8 protein-coding genes and 1 pseudogene are annotated in these 16,990 nt (G+C 44.3%); 4 read left to right on the plus strand and 5 right to left on the minus strand.

Annotation, left to right across the window (positions count from 1 at the left end; translation table 11 throughout):
• From ACPYIV_RS09040 to ACPYIV_RS09060, 5 genes and pseudogenes are all read right to left on the minus strand, one after another.
• Window positions 1–2,328 (minus strand): GH92 family glycosyl hydrolase, encoded by a 2,328-nt coding sequence (locus tag ACPYIV_RS09040; RefSeq protein WP_425886380.1) that lies wholly within the window; start codon window positions 2,326–2,328, stop codon window positions 1–3.
• Window positions 2,329–2,345: 17 nt separating this feature from the next.
• Window positions 2,346–3,452 carry a basic secretory protein-like protein gene (locus ACPYIV_RS09045; RefSeq protein WP_293734587.1) on the minus strand — a complete coding sequence of 369 codons (1,107 nt, stop codon included), beginning with the start codon at window positions 3,450–3,452 and terminating at the stop codon, window positions 2,346–2,348.
• Between the two features lie 164 nt (window positions 3,453–3,616).
• Entirely contained in the window at window positions 3,617–5,239 is a 1,623-nt protein-coding gene (locus ACPYIV_RS09050; RefSeq protein ID WP_293740494.1) for a RagB/SusD family nutrient uptake outer membrane protein, read from the minus strand.
• A 25-nt stretch (window positions 5,240–5,264) separates the two neighbouring features.
• Window positions 5,265–8,393 carry a SusC/RagA family TonB-linked outer membrane protein gene (locus ACPYIV_RS09055; RefSeq protein ID WP_425886381.1) on the minus strand — a complete coding sequence of 1,043 codons (3,129 nt, stop codon included), beginning with the start codon at window positions 8,391–8,393 and terminating at the stop codon, window positions 5,265–5,267.
• A 1,244-nt stretch (window positions 8,394–9,637) separates the two neighbouring features.
• A pseudogene (locus tag ACPYIV_RS09060) lies at window positions 9,638–13,736 on the minus strand (response regulator).
• Between the two features lie 113 nt (window positions 13,737–13,849).
• Between ACPYIV_RS09060 and ACPYIV_RS09065 the strand changes: the two are divergent.
• From ACPYIV_RS09065 to ACPYIV_RS09080, 4 genes are all read left to right on the plus strand, one after another.
• Window positions 13,850–14,968 carry a redoxin domain-containing protein gene (locus tag ACPYIV_RS09065; RefSeq protein WP_293740492.1) on the plus strand — a complete coding sequence of 373 codons (1,119 nt, stop codon included), beginning with the start codon at window positions 13,850–13,852 and terminating at the stop codon, window positions 14,966–14,968.
• Between the two features lie 118 nt (window positions 14,969–15,086).
• Entirely contained in the window at window positions 15,087–15,779 is a 693-nt protein-coding gene (locus tag ACPYIV_RS09070) for an iron-sulfur cluster assembly scaffold protein (protein WP_186927939.1), read from the plus strand.
• The gene (locus tag ACPYIV_RS09075) at window positions 15,772–15,963 is read left to right on the plus strand and encodes a hypothetical protein (protein ID WP_008145831.1); all 192 of its coding nucleotides are present in this window, start codon (window positions 15,772–15,774) and stop codon (window positions 15,961–15,963) included. Before ACPYIV_RS09070 ends, ACPYIV_RS09075 begins: the two co-directional genes overlap by 8 nt.
• An 8-nt stretch (window positions 15,964–15,971) precedes the next feature.
• Window positions 15,972–16,973, plus strand: a complete 1,002-nt coding sequence (locus ACPYIV_RS09080; RefSeq protein ID WP_008145829.1) for a GGGtGRT protein — start codon at window positions 15,972–15,974, stop codon at window positions 16,971–16,973.
• Window positions 16,974–16,990: the final 17 nt, after the last annotated feature.

Below are 16,990 nucleotides of genomic sequence, written 5' to 3' on the forward strand. Positions count from 1 at the left end.
TTAATTTGAAGACAGAGAATAGGGTTTGTCAGCCCCGTTAAATACACGTTTTTTATTCGGAGAAGAGGTCATTTCGAACGTCAGCGTACCGCCGTCCATAATGTCCTGCTGGGTAATGAATCCTTTCGTATAGGGTTTGCCGTTCAGTTTGACCGACTTCACATAACGGTTCCTGTCGCTCACCTTGTCGGCCTTTACTTCGAATGTCTTGCCGTTCTCCAACGTTACCTTTATATAAGGTAAGTAAGGAGCCCCCAATACATACTGGTCTGTTCCCGGACAAACCGGATAGAATCCCATCGAAGACAGGATATACCAGGCAGACATTTGTCCGCAATCGTCGTTACCGCACAAGCCGTCGATATTATTGCGGTACATCTTATTCATGATTTCACGTTGCCAATATTGCGTTTTCCAAGGTTGTGAGGTCCAGGCATAGAGGAACGGAATATGATGGCTCGGTTCGTTGCCATGCACATAGCCGCCCAACAAGCCTTCCTCCGTCACATCCTCGGTTTGGGCAAAGAACTCGGCGGGCAGGTGCATCGTAAACAAGGAATCGAGTTTGGAGATAAAGGACTTGTCCCCTCCCATCAGGCGAACCATGTTGTTCACATCCTGCGGCACATAGAAAGAATAGTTCAAAGCATTTCCTTCGATAAAACCTTCGCCATGCGTGTTCAGCAGGTTAAAATTCTCTTTCCAACGTCCGTCGGCATAACGGGGACGGGCATACCCGATATTCGTATCGAAAACATTCGTATAATTGGCCGCCCGTTTTTTATAAGTATCGGCAACAGAACGGTTACCGGCCAAAAGCGCCGTGTGGTAGATGGTCCAGTCGTCATAGGCATATTCGAGCGTCAGGGAAGCGGCGCTGCCGTTATGGTCGAGAGCGACATACCCTTTTTCCATATACTCGCCGGTCCCGTCCAAATAAGGAATCGTGGAACTGCTCACCATCGCTTTCAAAACCTCTTCCTTGTCCAACGGAAGGCCTTTCGCTACAGCATCGGCCAAAACGGAAACGGAATGATATCCGATCATGCACCAGTTTTCATTTGCCATGTGGCTCCAGATCGGCAAAGCCTTATGTACGCTCTGCTCGCAATGCTTCAGCATAGAGCGGGCGATATCCGTATTTACCTGGCGGTTGATGATGTTGAACAGCGGATGCAGGGCGCGATAGGTGTCCCAAACGGAAAAGACCGTGTAGTTTGTGAAATCGTCCGCCTTGTGGATATTATGATCCAACCCGCGATACTGTCCGTCCACATCCGTATACACACAAGGATTGATCATGGTGTGATACAAAGAGGTGTATAGCATTGCCAACTGGTCGTCCGTGCCGTTGGCTTCGATAACGGACAATTCCTTATTCCAAGTTTCGCCGGCACGAGCCGCCAACTGATCGAAACTATAGCCGGAGGCTTCAGCCCGCAGGTTCTTCAAGGCTCCGTCGGTACTGACTCCCGAAAGGGCGACTTTCACTTCCAAATCCTCGGAAGCAGCCGGATCGAAATCAAAATAAGCGACGATCTTGCGTCCGCCTATATCCGGGAAGTTTTCTTTCATATTGAATTTGCCGTACCCGCCCCGGTAATTGATTTTTGCTTTTTCCTCGCATCCGTAATGAACGACCGGTTTGGAGAAAGACATGGCGAAATAGGTATAGTTGGTACGCGCCCATCCGTTTGTAATACGATAGCCCGTGACGAGCGTGTCATTTTCAACGCGGATATTCGTCCAAAGGACTTTTCCGTCGTAATTATAGATACCGTGGATCATATCTAAGATGATCCGCTGGTTCTTAGCTTCTTTCGGGAACGTATATTTATGTACGCCTACCCGTTTGGTGGTCGTCAGCTGTGCTTTCACCCCGTAGTCGGCCAGCATCACTTCATAGTAGCCGGGGCGGGACTTCTCCGTATCGTGCGAGAAACGCGAACGGTAGCCGCCGTCCGGGTCGGTAGCTGTTCCGGGATTGAGCTTCAACTCGCCGGTAGCCGGCATAATCAGGATATCGCCGAGGTCGGAATGTCCGGTTCCGCTAAAATGCGTATGGCTGAATCCGACGATGCTGCTGTCCTTATGCTGATAGCCGGCACAATATTCATAGGCACGCGGCTGGTATTTACCCTCCACGTTATGAGGGATCGTATCCGTATCCGGACTCAACTGGACCAGCCCGAAAGGCACGCAAGCCCCCGGAAACGTATGTCCCATACCGTTCGTCCCGATAATCGGATTCACCAAGGCGGTCTTATCCTGAGCGGACAAGCTCCCAAAGGTCAGCAATGCTGAAAATAAAAGAATCGTCTTTTTCATGATATCGTGTTTCTATTTTATTTGGACAAAAAAGCTTGATACTCGTTCCACAACCCTTCAATGCTGGCATCTTCGCCGAACATACGCTTGATGGCCTTATCGAAACTCCATACGTCGAGGTCGCGGACCGTCTCATGGAATTTACGGATGGCATCAGGGTCTTTGGTTGTCAGCCATTGGATAAAAAAGCCGGTCGTACGATAACCGTCCATCCAGTTACCGCCCGGTTTGCGGGTACTCATATCGAAATATCCGGCCTGGGCGCGTACTGCATCCGCCAGCCCTTCGATACAAGCCCAGAATGTCTTGTTGGTCGAGTAGGAACCGATTCCTTTCGGCTCGAACTGATAAGCGTGTACCAATTCGTGGTACAGAACGCCACGGGTTTCAAAATCGAGTTTATAGAGAGATTCGTTTGCTGATTTCTCTATGTGTTGTGTGCTGTAGACAATCGAGATGACAGGCGGGTTGCCACCTTTGGCGGACACTCCGTCGTAATCTTTCAACGTATATTTAATTTCCTGCACGTCGTTCATCGTATCTTTAGCCGTGTAGAACAGGATCTCCGCCACTTTACGGGCATGATAACGGATATAGGCATCCGGGTCCTGTACCAGGCCGGTATAAATGGAAGCTCCTTTCGTCTCAGGATCGAGCACTTCAAAATCAACACCGGGATATCCGAAGTTTTCCCAGTTGGCATTCAAATTAGCATCAAAAAACAAGACATCGCCCAGCACCAGCGTGTCACCGGCAGCCGTAGCGGCTTCCAGCATGTATTGTTTATAATTGGAAGGTTTGGTTATCGGACAAAGGATTTCCTGGTAGCGGGAACAAAACGTCTGGTCTTTCCGCTCATCCACAACCACCCAGTTCTTCCCGTCATAAGAACCTTTCAATGTCCAAGCAGACGGATCATGTGCAGGCGTCTCACCGGACGAATAGATTTTATAACTTTGGACAGGAACAGTATATTGTTCATCAAAAATCACTTTATTCATCCCAGTCGTTCCCACAAAACAGGTTGTCGGATTCCCATCCGACAATTCAGGAACATTGACGGGTAATTTTGCCTGACAAGAACACAATAATAAGCTTATCGATATTAATATATTTATTTTCATAACACAACTTTCATTAAAATTAAACAATATACTGTTCACACTCCAAAATTAACAAATAAAAAAACAACTCCCTATAGTTATTTCTTGTAGGAAAGACCGGTCTCTACCCTACTCTGGTAGAAACCGACCTTTTTGTCCCATATAAACATTTATCGTGTCTTATATTAATTCCATCCTGGATTCTGATGTCCCTGCAAAGCCGGATTAGCTTGCATTTCATCCAACGGAATCGGCCACAACAAAGCATATTCAGGAATAGCTCCAACACGAACCTGTCCATCCGGTTTGTTTTGGATCTTTGCAGAAGTAAGAGGAACCCAATTCAACTTGCCTGAATGTTCACCTGCTTCTTCCGGATACAAACGGGTACGACGGATATCATCCCAAACCTTGAATTCCAGAGGAAACTCATGCAAACGTTCAGTTAATATAGATTGAATCAAAGCATCACCCGTTGCTGTTTCATCCGCCAAACCGGCACGTCTACGAACCTGGTTCAAGTAACCAAGAGCTGCATTTTCCTGACCCGTACGAGCTAAACCTTCAGCAGCAATCAATAAAACTTCGGAATAACGGAACATCGGCATATTGTAGTCGCCATCATGGCCTTCCATCAAAGCTTTTTCATCAAACCAAGCCCAGTTACCATAATTGTTCAAATTATGAGTCACACCTGTAGCATCCGTATACTCTTTGAAGAAATATTGCTTTTCATGTCCGCGGATATCAGCCGGATCATAACTTTTTACAATCATATCACAAGGCAAATAAATATTTTCCAAAACATCACCACCTGGATGGAAAATAGCATTGCCATTCGCATCTTTCCATTGAAAAGCATCTGATCCCATCGAATGGACTGCATAAGAGTTACCTACTTTATGGCTGGAATAGTTATACTCTTTTGCATAGATGATTTCGTTAGACGTATTTGTCGTCTTGATCACATTAAATGCAGAATTGAGATCATCACTGCTTCCATCAGCCTGAACCAACGCATGCTGACCACCTTCGACCACCTTCAATGCCATCTGGGCAGCCTTTTCATAATCAGCATTTCCCCCGTTAAGCGGAGCACCTGCTCTTTGCAAATAAACTTGTGCCAATAAAGTTTGCGCCATCGGAAGAGTTGCATAGCAACCATTATCATAGAATGCTTTATTGGGCAGAGCATTATTGTTTACGATATCAAGCAAATCCTGTTCGATAAAACCGTAAATTTCAGCAGCCGGAATACGTTCTTTAAAGATACCATCTGTAGAAGTGTAAGGCTCGGAAACATAAGGTACATCTCCAAACTCCTTTACCAACCAGAAATAGGCAAACGCACGGAAGAATTTACCTTGTGCAACATAGTTCTTGATGGTTGCCTCACTTAAAACATCCGTCATGTTCGGAACATTGGCAATCACGAAATTTGCACGGGAGATACCTTTGTAAAACTCATGCCAATAGCTCATAGCCTGGTCGTCGAAAGAAGCGATATTAAAGTTGCAACCTTCCGATGCATTTGTAAACTGGCGGTCTTTACGTTTGTCCACATACAAACCGGAGATGATACCTCCCCACTGGGTAGCTTTGGGAGTCCAGCCGCCACCTGTATTGTGCAGATAGGGTACACCACCGAAATACAACGCGTTCACACCTGTTTCCGCATCGGCCTGAGTCTGCCAGAACTGATTTGAATCTTTCTGATCCAACGGTTTCTCTTCCAAGAAACTTTCACATGAACTCATGGCCAATGAGCACATGCACACTAATGAAATATATCTTTTCTTTAGTTTCATAATGATCTTTATTATTTATGACTGATTAAAATGCTACATTAATACCGAACATGAATGTTCTCGGACGCGGATAGGTAAAGAACTGACGGTTAGCACCCCAGTTATTGCCACCTAAACGAGATGAGTTATCCGGGTCAAATCCTAAATAATCCGAAGAAGTAATCAAGAATGCATTGTTCACATTGGCATACAAGCGCAATGAAGATAACCCAAGCGGTTTGATCACGTTAGGATCGAATGTATAACCTAACTGGATCATGTTACAACGCAAATAGGAACCGTTAGCCACCCAATCATCATCAGCAGCATTATTCGCACCCTGTCCGAAGTTGTTCAGACGAATAGCCTGTTCTTGTCCATTCGGATTCAAAGTCGGATGCCATGCTTCCGTATAGATACGGTCAATACCGTTTGTCAGGAAACGTGCTACTGTCGAGTGGTAATATTCCTGCATAACATCAACACCCCATGTGTATTGGAAGTCAACCGTCAAATCGAAATTCTTGTAGTTGAACGTATTGACGAATGATCCCGTCCAATCAGGTAAGCCATGACCAATGATTGTACGGTCTTTAGAAGTTACTTTTTCACCGATAACAGATGGAATATTCATCGTTTCAGGATCCCAGTTCTCAGGTTTGCCATCATATATACCGATACGTTTGTAACCGTAGAATGAAGAAAGCGGTTCGCCTTCACGGATAAGCATATCATAACCGACAAAACCGTCAGTCGTAATCTGGCGTTTTCCTGTAATCGGATCAACAGATGCGCTTTCATCCAATTTTTCTACACGGCTTCTATTGAAACCTAAGTTTACTGTCGAAGTCCACTGGAAATCATTATTTTGGACAGGACGTGCCGTAACCAAGATATCGACACCACGGTTAGATACAGCTCCGATATTGTCCAAAATGGAAGAATAACCTGTAGATTCCGGTACTGGTCTGTCAAGCAACAAGTCTGATGTATATTTATAATAACCGGAAACATCAAAGCTCAATCGGTCATTGAACAAACCTAATTCAGCACCAAAGTCGAACTGTGCAGTCTTTTCCCATTTCAAATTAGAGTTTGGCATATTGTCCAGATAAGAAACGGTATGCAATGCATCACCAATAATCGTGGTTGACTGGCTAACAGTAGCCAAAGAACGATATGTTCCGATTTCAGAGTTACCGGTCAAACCATACGAAGTGTGTAACTTCAACTTACTAATCGTCGAATTATCTTCCAGGAAACTTTCCTTAGACATCAACCATCCTAAACCTACAGACGGGAAAAATGCATATTTATTTCCAGATCCGAACTTAGAAGAACCATCATAACGTCCTGTTACCGTAGCCATATACTTACTGTCATACGAATAAGCCAGACGAAGGAAATATGAATTCATAGTCCATTTGTCATAATCGCTGCCTACACTCGGACGATCCGTTCCTTTTCCCAAGTTATAATAGCCATAAAAGTCATCGGTAAACTTACTATCCGAGGCACTGAAATAAGTATAATCACGTCCTTGCCAAGACAAACCAAGCATGGCATTGATAGAATGCTTATCCAACAATGTCGAATAATTCATATAGGTTTCTTCCTGCCAATAAAGAGCGCTGGAATTATTTGCAGAAGCCGAACCTTCGGAATTTTGATTGATCATCGGACGCGGGGTGAACGGAGTGTAATTGGCATCACGGCTATTCTGGTAGTCCACACCAAACTGTGTTTTCAAATCCAATCCTTTCATCAAATGGAAAGTAAGACCTGCGTTACCAAATATTTTCGTACGATATTGCATACTGTACACTCTCTTCAGCAATTCGACAGGGTTACCCACACCTTCCGGGCTGAATCCTTGATATCCGCTATTTGGATTATCCTTGTCATTCAAAATTGCATTCGTCTTAATTATATTGGTCTGCGTATATACTCCATCCAACATTACCGGTAAGAACGGCAACTGCTCAATCATCGTACGCAATGCACCTTGTCCATACGGATTATCGGATGTACGATTACCCCATGTATGGTTAACCAATACATTCACTGAAGTAGACAGCCATTTTGTAGGTTTGTCGTCATACGCCAATTTTGCATTGATACGTTTAAAATAAGAATTAAGCAAAACACCCTGCTGATCGGTATAGTTGATAAATGCACCGACAGAAGAACCCTCACCCGAACGCTGGATACTTATCTGATGGTTGTGTGAGATAGCCGTACGCGAAGTTTCATCCTGCCAGTTCGTATTATATTTAGGAGAGCCATCAGCGTTAAACAAACGCTCGTCCGTAAATATCTGCGATAAATCGGTTGTAAAATTCTTACCCTGCCATGCATTGGCATTTTCCAAACCTTGTTTGAAAGCTGCCATCCATTCGTTGGAATCCATCACATCCATTTGCTTGGCCATTGTTCCGATAGAAATAGAACCATCATAAGAGATGTGAACACCTTTACCTCCATCACCACGCTTAGTTGTAACCAAAATAACACCGTTTGCACCACGAGCACCATAAATAGCAGCAGAAGAAGCATCTTTTAAAACTTCTACAGACTCGATATCGTTCGGGTTAAGTAATTGGAAGTCGGACATAACAACTCCATCCACAACATACAGAGGAGAAGTCGATGCATTAATTGTAGACACACCACGGATCACAACACGCATTTCACCACCCGGCTGTCCTGTATTGGAAAAAATGTTCACACCCGCCACTTTACCTTTCAAACCGTCAAGGGCATTGAACGATTGTGTTTTGATAATATCAACACCTTTTGCTGTAGAGATAGATCCCGTCAAATCGGATTTGCGCATTGTACCGTAACCAACCACTACAACTTCGTCCAATGTCTGAGAATCTTCTTTCAACATTACGTTAATGGTTGATTGATTTCCTACCAGGATCTCCTGAGTCAGATAACCGATAAAAGAAATTTGCAAAACAGCGCCTGCCGGGACATTAGAAATGGAAAAACGTCCATCCGCATCGGTCATAGTACCGTTTGTCGTACCTTTCACAACGATATTTGCTCCTGCAACCGGACCAAACTCGTCATTCACAACACCCGTCAATGTCTTACCCTGTTGTACCACCATAATGTTGCTATCCGATACCGGAACGGCAAACGCGGCATTAGCAGAAAAAGCAGACATTAGCAAGCATAAGGCTGAGGCCTTCGCTATCCCACATGGAGATAATAGCTTAGATTCATTCATCATTTTTTGCTTTTAAATTTAACACATGTAACATATTTGAAATTCTTAAAAAACCGGAAGAATCACCGTCCGATCTAGTCTTTTAATTTTTTGTAATTTGACGGCAATATTAGCTGATCTTAACACGATCATAGTAACACCGGATCACAAAAAGAGTGTCATATTCTACCAATGGTCGATTATGACACTCTTTTGTACAACCAAGACACCGCTCGGAAATGATAATACTATGAGTTATGACAGCTAAAGCATAGAGTTACGATGCCTGAAGCTATGGGTTACGGGACATAAATAAATACTGAACTTGAAGGTTCGTGCGATTGTCCCATTATTCCAGCCCCTTATTGTAAATAAAAGATTATTTCACATTTGGACGGTCTATTGGCAGAGCAATCGGAATTTCGTTTTTTAGAGGACAAAACGATCCTTTTTTCATCAATCTGCCGGTTTTTCACAATAACGACCGTCTTCATCGCCCTGAAAATTGACTTCATCGCCACGAAGACGGTCGTCATACTCCATGACCCCGGCAACCCACGGCAACGAAGACGGTCGTCATGGAAAAGTTCTGCGCAGCTCATGGCGGAAAGACCGGAAAAAATTGGGGGCGTAAACGGGACGCGACCCGATTTCGTCCGCAAATATTCGATTCTCCGAAAGTTGAGCTTTACCACATTGTCACGTTTTTCCAGTTATAGCGACAAAACGGGACCGATATCCGGATGACATGCCGAACATTTGAGATATAGCGTCACTCCAAAACCGGAAAGACGAGAAAAATGCCAGTTCAAAACGAACCGGAATTTCAATTGAAATAGAAAAATGGCAAAAAAGGGGTTATTGTCTACTTTTTTCTTTTACATCGAAGGAAACTGGATTGAGGATTCAGGGCAACCTCATCAAAAACCTCATCCCTTGGCAAAGGTTAATCTGTCTTTTTTTAATATTAAATCATACAATAAGTCCACTAAAAAGGAAGGATATTCATATTTGTCTATTATCCAACAATTTGTATTATTTCGAGTTTCTTAAAAAATATTACCCGCAAGGGAAATTTGAAATATATGGGGTAGAAAACCAAATTAGATGCGCTACTGTTTCGATTCAGACCAACGGGTATTTTAGTGAATCGTACAATAAGTAATAGATGACAATAAGATTCGTTTTGAGGAAATAATGAACTATTGCCTCTGCCGGTACTGCCCCGGTGTCATTCCGTATTTGGCTGAAAACTCACGATAGAAATAGGATTTGTTGGAGATTCCGACTTGGTAGATGATCTCCTGCACACTCAGGTTCGTTGTGACTAAAAGCTGGGCGGCGTACATCATACGATAGTCTTTGATGAAATCACTCGGTGTCAATGGCGAAATCTTTTTAAAACGGCGATACAAGGCACGGGTATTCATGCCTAATTTATCAGCTATAAGTTCAGGGCGTAGCGTTTCCTGTGTAAGATTTTCCTTGATTATAGCCGTCACGGAATCCATAAACTCTTTATCCTCCTGATGGATCAACTGGCCGCCGGACTGTTCGTAAGCGCTTTCGGGGGAATAATAATAGTCTTTCAGTTCTTTCTTATTCGCCATCAACCGGTTCACGACAGAGCGGAGCACGACGGACGAGAAGGGCTTGGTCAGATAAGCATCGGCACCCAGATCCAAACCTTCCGCCTGCTCACTTTCCGAAACTTTTGCCGATACTACTATTAAAGGTATATGCCGGGTGAATTTGTCAGATTTGATACGGCTGATCAGTTCAAATCCATCCATGCTCGGCATCATGATATCCGTAATAATCAGATCCGGTGTCTGTTGCTCCATCCGGGCCAATGCTTCTTCCGCATTGAAGGCTTCCAATACGACATATTCGGACGATAATGTTTCCTTTATCAGCCAAACGATATCCCGGTTATCATCGACTACCAATATAACCGGATTATCTGTATTTAAATGAGTTTCGGCAGTCACTGCCGAAACTTCCGGTTGTACAACCGGAAGTTTCGGCAGTCACTGCCGAAACTTCCGGTTGTACAACCGGAACCTCTTCGTCGGCTTCTCCATTCAAATCCATCTCTTCAGGTTCCAGATAAGGCAGCGTAATAATAAATTCGGCAGATTCTCCTTCCTTACTCTCCACTCTTATCTCGCCATGAAGCAACTGGACCATACTGTGACAAATGAAAAGACCTAACCCATGTCTGGAAGTCATCTGAGTATAATTATTGCCATCCAGATCACCCAATATGTGGAAACGGTCGAATATCGTTTTCAGGTCTGCTTCCGCTATTCCCTTACCCGTATTATATACTTTAACTTGTAACGTATCATTTTCTATCCGGGCAGAGACATCGATCGCACCATTCTGTTCCGTGTATTTGAATGCATTCGAAACCAGATTGCGTATGATCTTTTTCAAACTGGGGACATCCGTATTCCAGTAAACCGGTTTATCGGATTCACCGAAGGTAAAACTGATTCTGTTCTGCTCGGCGACAGGTATAAACGATTCACATTGTTTCCGGATCAAACCGTCTACAGAGACTCTCTTTATATGTATATGGCTGAATCCGGCTTCCTCAATCTTTCTGAGATCCAGAATTTCCTGGATCAATTCGTTCAGGCTCGTGACATTCTCGGCCAGGATACAAGCGTATTTCTCCAGTTTCCCATCAGCCAACCGGTCGGCGGATGACTTGATATAATCATTCACGCCATTAATCAAGGTCAAAGGCGTACAAAGCTCATGCGTGATATTGGCAAAGAAATTCAGTTTGGCCTCATACAGTTTCTCTTTTTGTTCTTCCCTGATTTTCCTGGCTACATCGGCTTGTTTTTCCACAATCCGGCGACGCAGCCAATAGACGATACCCGAACATAGGACAGCCAGCAACAAGCCATAGAGAATTATAGCCCACGAACTGCGGTACCAGGGAGGCAATACCCGTATATGCAAAGAATACTCTTTGGCATCCGAATCAAACACATCATTCTTGTAACGGACTTTCAACACATAATTGCCATAGGGCAACTTCGTAAAAACAACCTGGTTCTCTTTTTGCAGTTCGGTCCACGCTGTATTATAGTTTTCCAATAAGTACGAATACTCATAATTTTCTCCGTGTATATAGTCGGTCGCCACAAAAGAAATCGAAAATGTGGATATATTGGGAGGAATGGTCACATATCCGGTTTTCCGGTCCGTATAGTCGTAGAGACTATGCGTTTCATCACCCATCTTCAATTCAAAGAAATGCAAGGCCGGCTTATAATTTTCCTGCCGGTCGTTTTGCGGATCTACCCATATCAGTCCATTGATCCCGCCAAAGAACAATTTACCTGTGTAAGGGCATTTCCAATAGGCATCATCCGAAAATTCGGTCACATCCAAATCCGGACTTCCATAATTATGAAAAAAACGGTTATGAGGATTATATTTGGTCAGTCCTTTATTCGTACTCAGCCAGATGCAACCGTCCGGATCTTCGAGAACACCATGAACCATATCGTTCTTGATGCCGTCGATCCGGCTGTATTGGCGTACCTCTGCCAAATTCCCCGAATGCAATTTCATCTGTGTCATACCCGAACTGGCCCCCAGATAAAAAGTAGAATCCTGGCTGTAACACATACAAAGCACATCACCCACCGCCCGGTTGCCAGCATTATTCATCGAAATAAATTCGTATTTCTTTGTCAACAGGTTAAAACGGACCAAGCCATATCCTCCACGACTTCCCAGATAGAGATGGGAAGCCTCATCATCATAATTCATTGCATGGAACTCATTGCAGACTTTACCATTTTTTTCAAGGATGAAAGACTCTACATATTTAATGACGGGTTTTCCTTCTTTCTTACCGATGATTACTTCCAGCAAGCCATCTCCTGTCGTTGTCATCCACAACGTCGAATCATTCACCTCACGAATGGCATGGACATACCGGATCTTCGTATCGACAAGGCTTGCCAACGTATGGACTTTCTTATCCACTAAAGAATAATAGGACAATCCCGGTCCTTCCGTCCCGATCCACACCCAGGGATTATAGTTGCTTTTACGGAAACAATAGACACGGTCGCTGGACAGGCCGTCCGACGTCGTGAAATGTTTGACCTTTCCAGCCGGTATTTTTCCTTTCCCGTAGGAATCGTAGTCTTCCACACGCACAAATCCATTTCCTTTAGTTCCGAACCAGATCGTTTTTTCGTCTTCGGTATAGATCGAACGGACCGGATTACGCATGACAATCGGCAGATTTTCGAGTTGAATCCCCGAGAACCGGTTATATTTGTCATAATACATCCGGACTCCCTGCCCGTCTGTCCCAACCCAGAGGATATCCTGCTTTCGGTCAGGCAGGACACAGAACAACCCGACATCAAAGCCCAATGCTTCTTCCGGATTGTCGATATTCAGCAAAAGCCCATTCCTGAAAACCAGATACGGGTGGGAATGAAACAAAGCAATGCGGGAAAGTTTTCCATACTTATCCATCCATCCGGTCAGGTCTGCCAAAAGCTCTTTCTTGCGGTCTTTCATCCGGTAAGAGTAAAAGCGGTTTTCCACATCCACATAGTACAGAATACCATCGAGATAGTAAGCACGGTCTATTTTTTTATCATGGACCGGACTTTTCTTTATATCCAATGTCAAAGGGAAGGATTTGAAGTCTGGACGGATCTCAAGCAGGCGACCATCGGCGTCAAGAATGAAGAACTGCCTTTCTCCGTCTGCGAACAAGATTTTAGATACTTCTTCATTCATTCCCTGCACATGTATATCCTGGAAAGAACCGGTTTCGGGAGAATAGCAGGAGATAAAATCCTTTTGCTTTATGACCAGCGTATTACCCGCCGAATCAGCCGCCACATTCAGGCATTCAGGGTATTCCGTGTAAGATTCCGTTACTTTCCGGTCTCTCAGTGAGAACCGGTTCAACCCCATAGAAGTCGATATCCACAGATATTCCTCCCCGCCATATACGATTTTATTAATGATATTACTGCATAAAGTATTTTTGTTGTTCGGTTCAAAACGAAATACATACGTGTTTTTGCCATTATACAGGTTTAAGCCATCGTAAGTTCCGATCCACATATAACCGCTCTCATCCTGGTACATGTCAAGAATCGCATTATTTGACAAGTCTATATTGCCTGCCGTATGCAAGGAAATCCCCGCAGACGCCGGGCAAGAAAACAGAAACAAGCAAACAATAACAGACTTGACAAAACAGAAAAGCGCCTCATATTTGGTATCGATACAAGATAAATTCATAATAACGGTTATTAGACCGCAAATATAGCAAATAATGTGTCAATTTTTTCTTACTTTTGCACCAAACGTCTGTAACTAATAAAGTATTAATTGTTTTAATACAACGTAAATATATGAGAAAGTATCTTCCTATCGCCGCTTCCATCCTGCTTCTTGCAGCCTGTAGCGAAAAACCGGGTTACGAAATTACCGGTACCGTTTCAAACAATGATTTGAATGGTAAGTATGTATACCTCTATGAATATGGGGTAAAAGATGCTGCGCCGCTGGACAGCGCTTTAGTACAAAACGGAACTTTTGCTTTGAAAGGGACACAAAATGCCCCTGTTCTCCGTACCCTCCGTTTTTCGGAAGAAGTAGTTGAACCGGTACGTGTCGCCCCCGGAGAAAATGCACCGTTTATGGCCACATTCGTACTGGAGAACGGGAAGTTGGCTGTCGTCCTGGATTCGACTTCTACTGTTAGCGGCACACCGGAAAATGATGCTCAAAAAGAGTTGCAGGCTAAGATTAAAGACTTACGCTCCGGTATAGACAAACTGGTTGCCGATATGAAATCGGGCGATGAAAACCTGATCAAGCAGGCAGAAGCCAAATATGAAGAAATCGACCGGAAAATAACAGAAGCTGTTGTCAACTACATTCTGGCTCATACGGACAAACAGTCTGCCGCCAAGAACCTGTACGATTTCCGTTACAACATCGACGAGGAACAGCAAAACGAAATAATCTCCAAAGCAGATTCTTCTTTCAAGTCCGTTCCGGGAATCAACTACATGATCGATCACCTGAATGTACTGAAGAATGTTGCCGTAGGACAGAAATTTACGGATTTCGAAATGCCGGATGCAAAAGGCGAAATGCACAAACTATCCGAATACGTCGGTAACGGCAAAGTTGTCCTGATCGACTTCTGGGCTTCCTGGTGTCCTCCCTGCCGGGCAGAAATGCCGAACTTAGTCAAAGCCTATAAAGACTACAAGGGCAAAGGATTCGATATCGTCGGTATCTCGCTGGACAGCAAAGCCGATGCATGGGCTAAAGGCGTGAAAGACCTGAACATCACCTGGACACAGTTGTCCGACCTGAAAGGTTGGCAGAACGGTGGTGCCGCTCTCTATGGCGTCAACAGCATTCCTCACACCGTACTGGTTGACAAAGACGGTACGATCATCGCCAAAAACCTGCATGGGCAGGAACTGGAAGACAAAATTAAAGAAGTTTTGAAATAACCGCGCCTGTTGCACGGCTGAATTAAAAATTTTATCTTTGTGCGGTCTTTAGAAAGCGATATTACATTAAAATTAGCATAAAGTTTTATTATCACTTTAATATAATAAATTAGCGATTATGATTTATTCACATGAAGTTCAACACATGTGTGTTGTAAAGAAGGGAGCTAACCACCAGTGTGCTCCGATTCCTGAAGAAGGAAAGTGGGTTAGAGCAACTCAGATTTCAGACATCTCTGGTTTGACTCACGGTATCGGCTGGTGTGCACCGAAACAGGGTGGATGTAAGCTGACATTGAACGTTAAAGAAGGGATTATCCAGGAAGCGCTTGTTGAAACTATCGGTTGCTCCGGAATGACTCACTCTGCTGCTATGGCTTCAGAAATCCTACCGGGCAAAACACTGTTGGAAGCATTGAACACTGACCTTGTCTGTGACGCTATCAACACTGCAATGCGCGAATTGTTCCTGCAGATCGTTTACGGTCGTACACAGTCTGCTTTCTCTGAAGACGGTCTGCCTATCGGCGCTGGTCTGGAAGACCTGGGTAAAGGTCTGCGCAGCCAGGTGGGCACAATGTACGGAACACTGGCTAAGGGTACTCGTTACTTGGAAATGGCTGAAGGCTACTGTACTCGTATGGCTCTCGATGCTGACGACGAAGTAATCGGTTACGAATTTGTTCACCTGGGCAAGTTCATGGATATGGTAAAGAAGGGTATGGATGCTAACGAAGCACTGGAAAAAGCGAAGGGCTCTTACGGTCGTTTCAAAGAAGCTGTAAAATATATCGATCCTCGTAATGAATAAGAAAACACTGACACGTGTCCTCTTCGGGCTGATCGCTATCACCATTGTGGCAACGGTTATCGCTTACTTCGTGATTAAGCCGGACCGTCCCTGGATGGCTTTTTATGTGGCCTGTTGCGGCGGTGTGCTTGTTTTCAATTTTCTGATATCTTTATTTCTGGTAAATAAGAATTTAAAAAAGTAAAAAAGAATATGGCTTTATTTGAAAGTTATGACCGCCGTATCGATCATATCAACGCGGTTTTAAAAGAATATGGTATCAACGGTATCGAAGAAGCAAAGGCTATCTGCGACGCTAAAGGTATCGACCCTTATACAATGTGTAAGGAAACACAACCTATCTGTTTCGAAAATGCTTGCTGGGCTTACGTTGTAGGTGCTGCAATCGCAATCAAAAAAGGCTGCACAAACGCTGCTGAAGCTGCTGAAGCTATCGGTATCGGTCTGCAGGCATTCTGTATCGCCGGTTCTGTAGCCGACGATCGTAAGGTAGGTATCGGCCACGGCAACCTGGCTGCCCGTCTGCTTCGTGAAGAAACAAAATGTTTCGCATTCCTGGCAGGTCACGAATCTTTCGCTGCTGCTGAAGGAGCTATCAAGATCGCTGAAATGGCAAACAAAGTTCGTAAAGAACCGTTGCGCGTTATCCTGAACGGTCTGGGTAAAGATGCAGCTAAGATCATTTCCCGTATCAACGGTTTCACTTACGTTCAGACTCAGTTCGACTATATGACTGGCGAAGTAAACGTAATCGAAGAAAAAGCATACTCAAACGGTCTGCGTGCAAAAGTTAAGTGCTACGGTGCTGACGATGTTCGCGAAGGTGTTGCTATCATGCGTAAAGAAGGTGTTGACGTGTCTATCACAGGTAACTCAACTAACCCGACTCGCTTCCAGCACCCGGTTGCAGGTACTTACAAGAAAGAATGTATGGAAAACGGTCACCCGTACTTCTCTGTAGCTTCAGGTGGTGGTACAGGCCGTACACTGCACCCGGATAACATGGCTGCAGGTCCTGCTTCTTATGGTATGACCGATACAATGGGCCGTATGCACGGTGACGCTCAGTTCGCCGGTTCTTCATCTGTTCCTGCTCACGTAGAAATGATGGGATTCCTGGGTATGGGTAACAACCCGATGGTAGGTGCTACTGTTGCTGTAGCTGTTGCTATCGAGGAAGCTATGAAGAAATAAAAAAGATCATTTATAGC

Origin of the sequence: Parabacteroides vesiculifaciens (assembly GCF_049860805.1) — a bacterium.
GTDB lineage: Bacteria > Bacteroidota > Bacteroidia > Bacteroidales > Tannerellaceae > Parabacteroides.